This window comes from Pedobacter gandavensis (assembly GCF_014172405.1).
In the GTDB taxonomy this organism is placed as follows: Bacteria; Bacteroidota; Bacteroidia; order Sphingobacteriales; family Sphingobacteriaceae; genus Pedobacter; species Pedobacter gandavensis.
The window spans coordinates 1,068,789-1,083,243 of record NZ_WNXC01000001.1 but is presented as its reverse complement, the minus strand read 5'-3'; the positions used below and the strand labels follow the sequence as shown (position 1 = coordinate 1,083,243).

At 40.4% G+C, this 14,455-nt stretch carries 7 protein-coding genes; all 7 read left to right on the top strand.

What is annotated here, in order from left to right; genetic code table 11:
* Complete coding sequence (locus GM920_RS04275; RefSeq protein ID WP_182953736.1) at positions 1-2,511, top strand: zinc-dependent metalloprotease; 2,511 nt, start codon at positions 1-3, stop codon at positions 2,509-2,511.
* A gap of 83 nt (positions 2,512-2,594) precedes the next feature.
* Positions 2,595-4,754, top strand: coding sequence for a TonB-dependent receptor (locus GM920_RS04270; RefSeq protein ID WP_182953734.1), 2,160 nt, complete (start codon positions 2,595-2,597; stop codon positions 4,752-4,754).
* Positions 4,755-5,034: 280 nt separating this feature from the next.
* On the top strand, positions 5,035-8,403 hold the full coding sequence (locus tag GM920_RS04265) for a SusC/RagA family TonB-linked outer membrane protein (protein WP_235964426.1): 3,369 nt from the start codon (positions 5,035-5,037) through the stop codon (positions 8,401-8,403).
* 11 nt (positions 8,404-8,414) lie between these two features.
* Entirely contained in the window at positions 8,415-9,902 is a 1,488-nt protein-coding gene (locus GM920_RS04260; RefSeq protein WP_182953729.1) for a RagB/SusD family nutrient uptake outer membrane protein, read from the top strand.
* Between the two features lie 224 nt (positions 9,903-10,126).
* On the top strand, positions 10,127-11,593 hold the full coding sequence (locus GM920_RS04255) for an MFS transporter (protein ID WP_182953727.1): 1,467 nt from the start codon (positions 10,127-10,129) through the stop codon (positions 11,591-11,593).
* Positions 11,594-11,632: 39 nt separating this feature from the next.
* Positions 11,633-12,904: an amidohydrolase gene (locus GM920_RS04250; RefSeq protein WP_182953724.1), complete on the top strand. Its 1,272-nt coding sequence runs from the start codon at positions 11,633-11,635 to the stop codon at positions 12,902-12,904.
* Positions 12,905-12,928: 24 nt separating this feature from the next.
* On the top strand, positions 12,929-14,284 hold the full coding sequence (locus GM920_RS04245; RefSeq protein ID WP_182953722.1) for an FAD-dependent oxidoreductase: 1,356 nt from the start codon (positions 12,929-12,931) through the stop codon (positions 14,282-14,284).
* Positions 14,285-14,455 lie beyond the last annotated feature (171 nt).

The window sequence follows — 14,455 nt, the reverse complement described above, 5'->3', positions numbered from 1 at the left end:
ATGAAATTTAATAAGTATAGTAAATATATATTGCTTGGCTTTTTTGTCAGTACTTCTTTTCTGGGTATGGCTCAGGATAAAAAAAGTAAGCGTTCAAAACATAACAAGAGTGCAGTTTCGGATACGACCAAAAAGGTTGCCCCAAAGCCAAAAATTAATCCCTTAAAAAAGATAAAACCTTACGAAACGGTCATTAACAAAAATTTTAAAACGCAGAAAGGCATGTTTGGGGTACACCGTTATAGAGATACGATCTATTTCGAAATCTCCGATACGCTGTTGAAAAGGAATGTGATGGTGATTAACCGCTTGTCGAAAGCACCTGGCGGTTATGGCATGTATGCAGGAGAGCAATTGGACGAAAAAACAATTCAGTTTGAAAAGGGAGCCGATTCTTCGATTCTTATCCGTTTTAATGAACTGATTAATGAGGCTGAACCAAACAGTGCAATCAGCAAGGCAGTATTGCGTTCAAACTTGAATCCACTGGCAGCGTCTTTTCCAATCGTTGCTTATTCTAAAGACTCCAGCTCCTGTATTATTGATGTTTCCAAATTCTTGTTGGAAGCAAATTTTGTCAATAGTATTGATCCTGGTTCTGGTCTGGATAAAAGTGTGCAATCGAATCTCCTGAGAAATGTGACGGTGGAATCTATTCGCACTTATCCGATAAATGTGGAGCTGACCATTAGTAAAACGATGACGTCTAAAGCGCGTCAGGGTGTTTCCGGAACGCCACCAGTGAGTATGGAAACCAATACTTCCTTTGTTTTATTACCTGTAGTACCGATGCAAAGAAGGTTTTTTGACAAAAGGGTGGGTTATTTTGCCGCTGATTATAATGCTTTTGCGGATGGACAACAACGTGCAGAGGTTAAAAAGTTCATTAGCCGCTGGAGATTGGAACCCAAAGATGCAGATATTGAAAAATGGAAAAAGGGAATATTGGTGGAGCCGAAAAAACAAATCGTCATTTACATTGATCCGGCTACGCCAAAACAATGGGTGCAACCGCTGATTGATGGAGTTTCTGATTGGCAGGTCGCTTTTGAAAAAGCTGGTTTTAAAAATGCAATCATTGGAAAAGCATGGCCAGAAAATGATAGTACGATGCATATGGATGATGCCAGATATTCTATGATCAACTACTTCCCTTCAGAAGTTGCCAATGCTTACGGTCCGCATGTTGCTGATCCAAGGAGTGGGGAGATCATACAAACACATATCGGCTGGTACCATAACGTGATGGACTTGTTGAACAGATGGTACCTTGTTCAGGCAGGTGCAACTGATCCGGAAGCCAGAAAAGCAAAATTCGACGATAAACTGATGGGGCAGCTGGTCCGTTTTGTGGCCAGTCATGAGGTAGGTCATACCTTAGGTTTACGCCATAACTTTGGATCCAGCAGTAAAACACCAGTAGATAGTTTAAGAAACTTAAATTACCTGAAAAAGTATGGACATACTGCCAGTATTATGGATTATGCCCGTTTTAATTATGTGGCTCAGCCCGAAGATCATATCCCACAACAATATCTGTTCCCAAGAATTGGTGACTATGACAAATGGGCGATCGAATGGGGTTATAAAAGTAGCTTTGCTGCCGATGCCGACGAAGATCAGAAAATCGTAAAACAATGGATTGTAGACTGTGTAGGCAAAAACCCTAGACTTTGGTTTGGAGATGGGGAATCATCTTCTGGCGATCCACGTGTGCAGACCGAGGATCTTGGAGATAATTCCATGAAGGCAAGCAGCTATGGCATTAAAAACCTGAAACGCATCTTACCCAACTTAAAAACATGGACCTACGAAAAAGGTGGTTTATATGGCAATACCGGCAGAAGCCATTCCGCTTTATTACAACAGTATTACCGATATCTCAATCACGTATTAATGAATATAGGTGGCATTTATAGAAACTACAGCAGTGAGGATGAGAAACGTCCTGTTTATAGCGCCACCCCAAGAAAACTGCAGATAGAAGCCATTCAGTTTTTTGATAAAGAGCTATTTACTACACCGATGTGGTTGTTGAATTCCGATATTCAGAACAGCGATATGGATCCTCAATACGATCCAATGGGAAATGCTACAGGTTCAAACTTTGTAGAAAATATGCAGATTAAAACCCTGAATACCTTATTGGATTTGGATGTGCTGCATCAAATTATGGCCAATAACCTGCGTTTTGGAAAAGGTACGTATACAGTTGTAGAACATATCAATGGGCTGCATAAGAGCATCTGGAAAGAGCTAAAATCACCAACCATAAAAATGGATAGCTACCGTAGAAACCTACAGAAAAGCTATGTAGGGGCATTGTTGGATGTGTTGATGCCCAAAAAAGTTGGGGCGAATGAAACCGATGTTTATTCAATTGTCATGATGGAATTAAAGACGTTAAAACAATCCATAAAACAAGCTATTCCTAAAGCAAATGGACTGGATAAATACCACCTTGTGGATTTGGAGAGTAGAATCACTAAAGCCATGAATGTAAAAAGTTAATTCCTACGCGCTTAATTTCAACGCTACAGCCTCCTGGTACAACACCCTGGAGGCTGTTTTTCAATCCAAATTTTTGATTTTTCATGATGCTGAACAAGAAAATATCCCTGTTTTTGGGCTTTATGTTATGCCATTTTTTTAATTACGGACAAACGGTGCTGTCCGGAAAAGTTCAGTCTGCCGACGGTTTACCCATGCCAGGGGTGAGCATAAGGCTAAAAAATTTGGCATTAGGAACTTCTACTGACGCCAATGGACAGTTTCGCTTTACGGCCAATGTTTCAGGGAACCAGCTGATACGTGCTTCTGCGGTTGGTTACCAGACCGATAGTCTTCAGATGATGATCAAAGGAGACAGTCTTCTTTTCAATTTTACACTTCATGAAGACAGCCACAATCTTGCTGGAATTCAGATTTTGAATAAACGTACGTTGACTGAGGTTAATCCCGATTATACCCTTGGCCCAATCGCCTTGGTGCTCACTGCCGGAGCGGCTGCGGATGTCACCGCCGCGCTTCAAACCTATCCCGGTGCTGCTCCTGCGGGAAATGAAACTGGTTTTTTTGTGCGCGGGGGCACAGCAGCAGAAACCGTAGTGCTATTTGACGGGATGCTCGTGAAAAATGCTTTTGGCAGCAGGCTACCCGATCTTGCGAACAGAAGTAGATTTTCGCCTTTCCTGTTCGACAAAACCACGTTTAGTACCAACGGTTACGGGGCTGGTGCAGGGCAGGCTTTATCTTCTATTTTAACCATGGACACCAGGGGCCTTGCTCCTAAATCATCGACAGAATTTTCGCTAATTAGTCTGGGATTAGGTGCTGCACATACCCATCGCTTTAAAAACAGTTCTTTGACACTGGGCGGAAATTATTACAATTTTTCGCCTTACAATTCGCTCGTCCCACAATATACTTTATGGGAAAAGGATCCTGAACAAAAACAATTGTCGCTGGATTATAAATTAAAAACCTCGGCAAAAGGAATGTTCAAGGTATATACAGATTATAGCGACACCAAACTTTCCTTTAAAATCAATAATCCAAATTATGCCAGTCCAGATCTGCTTTATAACCGGAATAAGAATTTATATTTCAATTCGAATTATCAGGATTTTGTTGGTCGCGACTGGAAAATGTTTGCTGGTGTTTCCTACAATAAAACACAGGAATCCGGGCAGGTAAATGCCGAAGCATATCATCAAAATGATGAAGTATGGCATCAAAAGTTGTTCTTTACGAGGAAGTTCAGGGGGAGTTCGCTGCTCAATATCGGGGGGGAGTTATTTGAGAACACGAGGGGAGAAGGCTATGCCGGAATGTCCAGGAAATATAGCGATGTTCTTGCTGCTGGTTTTGCAGAATCGGAACTCTATTTTACGGATCAACTGAACTTAAAATCAGGGCTCCGCCTGGAATCATCTTCCTACCTTAAAAAGATGAATCTGGCACCACGTACGGCTTTATATTATCAGCCAGACCTTAAAAATAAGCTTGTCGCCTCCTATGGTATTTACTATCAAAAACCTGATGATAGTTTCCTTACACAAACCGCTTCACTGGATTATGAAAAATCTATTCAATATGCGCTGGAATATGAATTGAAAATCCTGTTCAGAATATTGAGAGTCTCCGCTTATCTGAAAGATTACCAGCAGTTGGTAAAGATTAAAACGCCGGTGTTTTCTGGATTTCAGGCTTACGGACCGCCATTGGAGATTTATGATTTCAATAATAACGGTAAAGGATATGCAAAAGGATTTGAGGTGTTCTGGAAAGATAAGCAAAGTGTTAAACTAACTGAGTATTATGTTTCCTATTCTTACCTCGATACTAAAAGAGATTACCTTGATTTTGAAACTTCAGCAAGGCCATCATTTGCACCGAAGCATACCTTTAACCTGGTTGCGATGCGGGGTACAGCAGATGTCCATTGGCAATTTTCAGCAACCTATACGTTTAGTAGTGGCAGGAGTTATTACAACCCTTTAAACAAGGTTTTTATGGGCGACAAAACTCAGCATAACCACAATTTAAGCCTCGGAATTACGCACCTTCCAGGATGGATAAAAGGGTTCTCCGCCTTCAACCTCAATGTCAATAATATACTGGGCTTAAAAAATGTATATGGTTACCGTTATGCTTATGATGGAAGCCGCAGGGAAGCTATTTTTCCTCCAGCAAAACGAAGTGTTTTATTGAGCTTTTTGATGAATATTAATGGGGATGGCTTTAATCATTAAAATATAATTTCCATTACCCCCTTTTCCTGAGTTTTTAACTCTTTACTGTAAATGAGACTGATACGCTTAGAAAAATTTTCTTATTTAAAATCAATGGAAGGAGGAGGTATTATGATGAAGTAACTAAATACCTCAGGGGAATTAAAATGATTCAGGAAGCGCTAACACTCCTGAAATGGATTAACCCTGCTGATTAATATTTATGCGAACAACCAATTAAACCAAACAACCAAAAAGTATGAAATTTAGTACTAATTTCTCATGCGGGATAAAATCCGGTATGCAGAAGTTGAATACATACCAGGACATGAAGCCTAACCAACTCAGTCCAGCCTTAAGACGAACGATTATCAGGCGTATTCAACTCATTTTTTTTATTGTATTCATCGCCATGCTGCAGGTCAGTGCCAGCAGCTTTGCACAGAAAATCAATATCAACCAAACCAACATCAGCTTAGAAAAAGCTTTAAAGTTAATTCGTCAGCAAGCTGGTTATGACTTTCTATTTGATGCTAAAGTAATTCAGAAAGCTGCAGCATTCAATATCAATATTAAAAATGCAGATATAAATGAGGCTTTAAAGCAATGTTTAAAAGGGCAAAAATTAACCTATAGCCTCGAAGAACATACGGTTCTCATTAAGGAAAAATCATTATTAGAAAGCCTGAAAGAAAACCTGAATTTTCAGTTAAATGATAAGGACGTTACGGGTTATGTTTTTATGGAAAAAACCAGTACGCCCTTGATTGGCGCCACCGTCATGGTTAAAAGAACTAAAAAAGCAGTATTTACAGACAATAAAGGTGTTTTTATTTTAAAAGGGGTATTGCCAACAGACACCTTGGTCTGTAGTTATATTGGTTATATTAATAAAGAGGTTCCAGTTAAAAATAACTATCAATCTATAATTTATTTAGCGGAAACTACGAATGCCTTAGATGCGATCGTAGTCCAGGGTTATGGTAAAACTACACAGCGATTGGCTACAGGTAACATTGTCCGCGTTACTGCCAGCGATATTGGAAAGCAACTCTTGGATAACCCAATTATGGCTTTGCAAGGTGCAGTACCTGGTTTAGAAATTACGAGTATAGATGGCCGGGATGCCGGCCTTAAAAAAATTGAATTAAGAGGCCGAAAATCAATTAATTCTAATTTTAGCTCAGAGCCATTATACATTATTGATGGTGTGCCACTAACCATATTAAACCCGGTACCTAATTATTCAGGTGGACAAACGCAAAGTACGATCGCCGCCGGGCTAAATGGTAATAGTCCATTGTATAACATTAACCCGGGTGATATCGAGTCGATTGAAGTATTAAAAGATGCAGATGCTACAGCTATTTATGGAAGTAGAGGTGGAAACGGCGTCATTTTAATTACGACAAAAAAAGGTAAAGCAGGCAAAACAACCTTTGCTATTAATGGTCAGCAAGGCGTTAAAATGATCATTAAAAAATGGGACTTATTAAATACCGAACAGTACCTGGATATGCGCAGGCAGGCTTTCAAAAATGATGGCACCACACCTACCGCACTAACTGCACCCGAATTATTAAAATATGACCAAAACAGCTATACTGATTGGCAGGAGATGGCTTACGGAAACTTAGGTAAATGGACCAATTTTGATGCGAACCTCAGTGGTGGAGACGCGCAAACTACCTTTAGATTATCATCAGGAATAAACCGGACTAAAGATATTAGTACATACAGCGGTCTAAACCAGCGTATTTCTGCTAATGCTTCTTTATCACACAACAGTTTAGACCAGCGATTTAAAATAGATTTCATGGCGAGTTATAGCTCAACAGAAAATAATAGTATTTCAGTAGGAGATGTCGCTACAGCACCAACCAATGCGCCTGATATTTTTGATGCAAAAGGCGACTTTAATTTTGGGGAATGGGCCAATGAAATGGATTCATTTACCTCCTTAAAAAGACCAAAAAAAAACACTAACGACTATTTAAATTCTAGTATAAGTATTGGCTATAGCTTTTTTAATAACTTTAATTTTAAGGTAAACGCTGGTTATAACAGTAATCATTCAGATTCGAGATACATTGTACCTCTTGCTAGCTATAATGTAGCCTTAAGTCCAGATTCTAAAGCGACCATTGCCACCTACAACATGAGCGCTAAAAACTTTTTAGTAGAGCCTCAGGCAACTTACAATAGTTTTATTGGAAAAGGAAAATTAGCGCTACTACTAGGAGGAACTTTCCAAAACAACGCCACAAATTCCCACCAGTTAACTGCTTCAGGTTTCGATTCCGATGAACAATTAACCAGCATTAACGCGGCAACCACCTATGTGAATAAGGAGTCGGTTTTAGCTTATAAATACGCTGGTATTTTTGCCAGGATAAATTACAACTTGGAAGATAAATACATTTTAAACTTAAATGCCAGAAGAGATGGAAGCAGCCGTTTTGGTACGGATAACCGTTATGGTAATTTTGGTTCTTTTGGTGCCGCCTGGATTGTATCTGAAGAAAAATGGGTGCAAAAATACCTTCCAAAGGCGATCAGCTTAATTAAATTAAGGGGTAGTTATGGAATTTTAGGGAGCGATGGTGTTGGCGATTATAAATATTTAACACAGTATGGAAGCGAGTATTTAGGCAGTAAATTGTGGCCCTACGATGGAATCAATGCTCTTGTCCCACAGATACAACCCAATAGCGATTTTAAATGGCAGCAAAACAAAAAAACAGAAATTGGTTTAAGCTTAGCCTTCTTTAAAGATATCATGAACTTAGATTTAGCCTGGTATTCTGATTATACGAACAACCAGTTGTTAGAATTTCCAACGCCCGTCTATACTGGTTTCAAGACAATTGTAATGAACTCTCCAGCTGAAGTTGAAAATAAAGGATTTGAATTCATGCTTTCAGCCCGAATCCTCAACACTAAAAACTTCAGTTGGAGCAGCAGTTTCAATTTTTCTAAGAACGACAACAAATTAGTGGGTTACAAAAATATTGAAGAATCTCCATATTACAATTTTTATAAAGTTGGCCAATCCTTGAATAACAGTTATGTGTTCAAGAGTTTAGGCGTAGACCCTAATACAGGGGAGTACACTTATTATGATTTTGGTGGAGATGGAAAAGTATCCTATCGCGGCGATGTTCCGGCCGGCACCTTAGGAGATGACCGGGGTGTAGCGATCAATACCTCCCCTGAATTTTTTGGTGGAATGACCCAAAGTTTCAGATTCAAAAATATGAGTCTGTCTACTCAATTTTATTACAGCAAAATCAAAACAACGTTCAACAGCAACCCTGCCGGTAATAGAAATAGAACAAAATTCGTATATGAAAATACCTGGCGCCAACCTGGCGATCAGGCACTTTATGCCAAATTCACAAACTTACAAACTCCGGAAGGGGACAATTTTGGTAGCTCTGACGCCAATTTTGTAGATGGAGATTTTATCAGGCTAAAAAATATACAACTGGCTTATAGCTTGCCTGCCAATGCAGTCAGATTTTTAGGAATCACTGCATTATCAGTGAATGTTACCGGGCAAAATATTTTTGTGATTACCAAATATCCAGGATTGGATCCGGAAACCACACAATCTACTGGAATGCCACCAACAAGAGTCTTTACCATGGGTTTAAATTGTACTTTTTAGAGAAATATACTATGAAATTAAATACTAGTTATATCAAATGTCTGCTGTTATTAGCAGTGGTATTTTCTGTGGCTTGCAAAAAACTGGTGGATATAGACGAACCAATAGACACCGTAACCAGTGTTAAGATTTTTAATTCTGATGATCAGGCGAGCCAAACTTTAGCCGGATTATATAGCCAAATGGTTGGTACTGATGGAGCTCCTCTTTTAACTTTTGGTGGCGCAAGCATATATGGGGGCTTAGCATCGGATGAATTGGTACCCAGTAACCCTGTTGACTATTCCGAAGAAAATGAGTTCTTTACCAATTCCATACTTATAGGAAATACACAATCTGAGAATGTGTTGTGGACAGCTGCTTATAAAACTATTTATGCTGCAAATGCAATATTAGATGGAGAGCAAGCTTCAACATCTGCTCAGTTCACGCCAGGGAAGAGAAACGAATTGAAAGCATCGGCAAAGTTTATCAGGGCCTTTGGCTTTTTTTATCTGACCAATTTTTATGGAGAAATTCCATTGCCTTTAAGTAGTAAATATAGTGAGACTATAAAATTGACACGGGTTTCACAGCAAGCTGTTTATGAACAAATTATTAAAGACCTAACGGAGGCTATTGCATTATTTCCACAAAGTACCGCAAGCAGCACCGTTAAATCAAAAGCCAACCAACTCAGCGCCGAAGCACTTTTAGCCAGAACCTATTTGTATGCTAAAAATTGGGAACAAGCGGCCTTACATGCCAATAATGTAATGAACAGTGGCCAATTTAGCTTAGGTACCTTAGCGAATACTTTTGAGAAAAATAGTACGGAAACCATTTTTGAATTAAACGTGAATAGAAGCATTCTTACAGGACGGTTGAATGAAACTGTTTATTTAGCCCCTTATTTATCACTGTATTTACTACCAGAAGCAGATCAGGAAATCTTTTTAGATCCTTCTGCGTATGCAGAATTTCAGCCATACCTGGTTCCGCTCTTTTACTTGAATGAAAATTTAGTGAATGCCTTCGAAAGCGGAGATCAGCGTAAAACAACCTGGGTAAACTATAATGGAAGTCCAACGGATGCACCCTATAATGGCAAAAAATACTACTTCTCAAATAAATATCCCAATGATGAGCAAGAAAGAACGAGTTATATCGTAATTAGATTGGCCGAAATGTATTTAATACGCGCAGAAGCATTGGCTATGCAAAATAAAACAGATTTGGCTTTAGCAGATCTGAATAAAATTAGAAACCGCGCTGGTTTGGGTAATAGTTTAGCGACAGATCAGTCCAGTATTTTAGTTGCCATTGCACAGGAACGCCGTTCCGAACTTTTTACAGAATGGGGGCACCGCTTTTTCGACCTGAAAAGAACAGGCAAAGCAATAAGTGAATTGGCAAAAACACCTGAAAAAAGTGCCATTAACACCAATAAATTACTGTTCCCAATTCCATCAAAAGAAATTATAGCAAACCCTAGATTAACACAAAACCCGGGATATTAATCCATAAAACGACTAATACTCATTTCATGACGCCTACTCAAGCCTCCTCGCTAAATTTAGCCTGGAGGCTGTTTTTTAATCCTTAATTTCAATTCTTTATCAACTCCAGATTTTACCATAATCATCAATTGTATCATTTTCCCAAACGTCTGTTTAAAACTATTAGTCGCCTTGGTTGTTTTGAATCCATTGCAGCTCGTTTGATTGATCGTAAAAATAGGAGTATGACATTTTCAGAAAAAACACCTGTCAGCTCCACGAATTATCGTGGAACAGACAGACTCATTTTAGGGATTGTATTAGCGGTCATCACCTTTTGGCTATTTGCCCAAACTACACTCAACATTGCACCCACGATGAGTGCGGATTTAAACATCAGTAACAACATCAACAGTATCGCTGTTAGCATTACCGCCTTGTTTTCTGGAATATTTATCGTGGTAGCCGGCGGACTGGCGGACCGGATAGGCAGGCTGAAGATCACGAACATTGGCCTGCTGCTCAGCATCATTGGTTCCTTATTAATTGTGGTATCGCCCTCAGGAACAGCTGTGTTTCTATTGGCAGGACGTATTTTTCAAGGACTCTCGGCTGCCTGTATTATGCCAGCAACTTTAGCCTTGATGAAAACTTACTTTGATGGTAAAGAAAGGCAACGTGCTTTAAGCTTTTGGTCTATTGGTTCTTGGGGTGGCTCTGGGCTATGCTCATTATTTGGTGGATTTGTCGCCTCTACAATTGGCTGGCGCTGGATTTTTATCATCTCCATTGTGGTGGCGATCATCAGCTATTTGATCTTGCGGGGTACACCGGAAAGTAAAGTGGTCAGTACCGAAAAAAAAGCTTTTGACTGGCCTGGCCTCATCGCCTTTATAATAGCCATGCTTGCTTTAAATATTGTGATTGGACAAGGTTCAGGGCTGGGATGGTTAAGTTCGCCAATATTAGTTGGAGTTGCAGTTTTTATCATTTCAGCTATTGCTTTCTTTATCATTGATGGCAGAAGTAGCAATGGCTTTGTAGACCTTTCGCTTTTTAAAAATAAAACGTACTCAGGAGCTACATTGTCTAACTTTCTGCTCAATGGTGCTGCAGGAACCTTATTGGTCTCTCTAACATTGGTACAAGAGGAAGCGGGTCTTTCTTCCTTGCAATCGGGACTGATTACTGTGGGTTACTTGGTGGCTATTTTGAGTACGATTAGGGTAGGAGAAAAGTTACTTCAAAAATTAGGACCAAGGAAACCGATGTTACTGGGCTGCCTGATCACTGGTTTTGGTATTCTGCTGACGAGTCTTACCTTTCTCCTGGCTAAGGAATACATCATTACAGCATTTATCGGTTTCACCTTTTTTGGGATAGGACTGGGTTTCTATGCCACTCCTTCGACGGATGCGGCTTTAAGTAGTATCCCGGATAGTAAGGCCGGTACGGCATCCGGGATCTATAAAATGGCTTCCTCGCTTGGAGCTGCCTTTGGTGTAGCCATATCAGCCGCCATTTTTTATGGACTTAGCCATAGTAAAGGCATTTCACCTATGGCAGAAATTGCGCTGGGAAGAACGGATAACGTAAATGTAAGGTATGCAGCAGCGATCGCCTTATTGTTTAATGTTTTTATGGTTGCTGTGGCCATTATTGCCATTCTGTATACCGTTCCGAAATCCGATTCAAAAACCGCAGTTAAATAACATACAGTAGGAAATCCAAAATATAATCTTAAAAAAACCATGGAAAACACGCAGATTAAGACCTTTAATGATCGTATGGAAAATTTTATTGATCAAATGCTTCCAGAATTGGAAACGATTTATAAAGACATCCATCAAAATCCGGAATTATCAATGCAGGAATTTCGAACCGCTAAAATTGCTGCGGATTATCTAAGCAAATATCAGTTTGAGGTTTCAACGGGTGTTGGGGTAACTGGTGTGGTGGGCTTGATGAAGAATGGAGATGGTCCAACCGTGATGCTTCGTGCGGATATGGATGCCCTTCCGGTTAAGGAAGCTACCGGATTACCCTATTCCAGTACTAAAGTGGCCAGAGATGAAGAAGGCCTAGAAGTTGGGGTGTCGCATGTATGTGGTCATGATTTGCATGTCACCTGGCTCATGGGTGCGATAAGGCTATTTTCAGAACACCTGGATCAATGGAAAGGAACATTAATGGCGGTTTTTCAGCCGGGTGAGGAGGTGAGTCGCGGGGCGCAGGCGATGATCGATGACGGGATGATGGACCGTTTTCCTAAGCCGGATATTATTCTCGGGCAGCATGTTATGGTTGGGGAGGCGGGTACCGTTGGTTATCGCAGTGGTCCAATCTTATCGGCAGGTAACAGCATTAAGGTGAAGATTTTTGGTCGTGGTGCACATGGTTCACAGCCACAAACTTCCATAGATCCGGTGATCATGGCGGCGGCAACCACGATGCGTTTACAAACCATCATTTCCCGCGAGGTCGCACCAATAGAAAATGCGGTGCTCACTATTGGCTCTTTGCAAGCCGGGGTAAAGGAAAACATCATTCCTGAGGATGCTACCCTAAAATTGAACATTAGAACTTTTAATGATGGCGTACGAGACCACATCCTTTCCGCAGTTAAGCGTATTTGTTGTGCGGAATGTGCGGCTTCTAATGCGCCAAGGGATCCAGAATTTACCATGCTGGACAGCTATCCGATCACGGAAAACGACGCCATCGCTACAGCGAAAGTAGCCGAGGCCTTCCATACTCAGTTTGGAGATAGGTCTTATGAAACGCAACCCGCTTCAGCCAGCGAAGATTTTAGTGTTTTTGGTAGGAATTGGAAGGTGCCTTATGTTTTTTGGTTCGTTGGTGGAACCGAGCCTCAGGTTTATCTGGAAGCTAAAAAGAACAACAGCTTAAACACGATCCCTAGTAATCACTCTCCCAAATTTGCGCCGGTAATTCACCCAACTTTGAAGACTGGTTTGCAGACCATGATGACTGCTGCAGCGGCTTGGTTGAATGTTGGCTAATTAATTTTACGAAATATCATTCCAATGAAAGCAATTGAACAGCATTATCAGAATTTAATAATAGGCTTTGGAAAGGGCGGTAAAACACTCGCCGCCTATTTGGCCAAACACGGGGAAAAGGTTGCCTTGATTGAAAAATCTGAAAAAATGTATGGTGGATCCTGCATCAACATCGCTTGTATTCCTACAAAATCGTTGATTGTAAATGCCGAAAAGCATGTTCCTTATGCCATTGCTCATCAAAAGAAAGATGAGCTTACTGCATTTTTAAGGGCGAAAAACTTTGATAACATTGATGGGCTGGAACTCGCGACTGTAATCACCGGAGAAGCCTCATTTGTTGGCCCCAATCAGGTGCTTGTCAAACAAAATGATGCCACCGAAATAAACATCCTGGCCGATCGGATCTTCATCAATACCGGATCTCTGCCATTTATACCCAACATCCCAGGAATTGAAGCTTCCAACAAGGTGTTTACCAGTACTTCTTTAATGGAACAAGCTGGCTTGCCAGAGAAGCTGGTGGTGATTGGCGCAGGCTTTATCGGCTTAGAATTTGCAATGATGTATGCTAATTTTGGTGCCCATGTGACCTTATTAAATAGAGGCGCGGAATTCCTTCCTAAAGAGGATCAGGATGTTGCGGATGAAATTTCCAAGGTAATCACTGCAAAAGGAATTCACCTCCTCAATGAGGTCAACATTATAGGTGTTGAGGATATTGCTGAGGATCAGGTTCAAATCAGTTTTAAAGATAAGGAAGGTGAGGTTATACAGTTGGAGTCAAATGCAGTGCTTTTGGCTACCGGTAGAAAACCCAATATTGAGCACTTAAACCTCGCAGCAGCCGGAGTGGAATTGGATGATAGAGGCTACATCAAGGTGGATGAAGCTTTGAAAACCAGTCAGCCACACATTTGGGCAATTGGTGATGTTAATGGCGGTCCCCAGTTCACTTACATTTCCCTGGATGATTTTCGAATCATCAAAGATCAGTTGTTTGGCGGAGATTATAATTCCCTGTCTAAAAGAAAACAAGTTGCTTTTTCTGTGTTTATCAGCCCAGCTTTAGCGCATATCGGTTTACGGGAGAAGGAAGCGATTGAAAAAGGCTATCAGATCAAAGTCGCGACGCTTCCGGTAGGGGCCATACCCAGAGCCAGACTTATGGAGGAAACCAAGGGGCTGCTAAAGACAGTTGTAGATGCGAAAACCAATAAAATATTAGGATGTACGCTATTCTGTGTCAATTCAAGTGAGATGATCAATACGGTTCAAATCGCCATGAATGCAGGGCTTGATTTTCAGACTTTACGAGATACCATATATACCCATCCTTCGATGACCGAGGCATTGAATGATTTGTATGCTTTGATTTAGTGCGCGTGTTATGGATTTCTAAAATAATTAATTCGAATATCTTAATCGATTGAAATTCTTTTGAATACGGCTGTTATCTGTTGTGTCTCTTCTGGATTGAATGTCTTTTTTTATCCTGATAAAAACTCAGACGATCATTTTTCACTAAATTTGTAATTCCAGTTTGACAAT

What these genes read in the sequence shown, in the direction of transcription:
- GM920_RS04275 (WP_182953736.1), top strand. Translation starts at nt 1, where the DNA reads ATGAAATTTAATAAGTATAGTAAATATATATTGCTTGGCTTTTTTGTC.
- GM920_RS04255 (WP_182953727.1), top strand. Translation starts at nt 10,127, where the DNA reads ATGACATTTTCAGAAAAAACACCTGTCAGCTCCACGAATTATCGTGGA.
- GM920_RS04270 (WP_182953734.1), top strand. Translation starts at nt 2,595, where the DNA reads ATGATGCTGAACAAGAAAATATCCCTGTTTTTGGGCTTTATGTTATGC.
- GM920_RS04260 (WP_182953729.1), top strand. Translation starts at nt 8,415, where the DNA reads ATGAAATTAAATACTAGTTATATCAAATGTCTGCTGTTATTAGCAGTG.
- GM920_RS04265 (WP_235964426.1), top strand. Translation starts at nt 5,035, where the DNA reads ATGCAGAAGTTGAATACATACCAGGACATGAAGCCTAACCAACTCAGT.
- GM920_RS04250 (WP_182953724.1), top strand. Translation starts at nt 11,633, where the DNA reads ATGGAAAACACGCAGATTAAGACCTTTAATGATCGTATGGAAAATTTT.
- GM920_RS04245 (WP_182953722.1), top strand. Translation starts at nt 12,929, where the DNA reads ATGAAAGCAATTGAACAGCATTATCAGAATTTAATAATAGGCTTTGGA.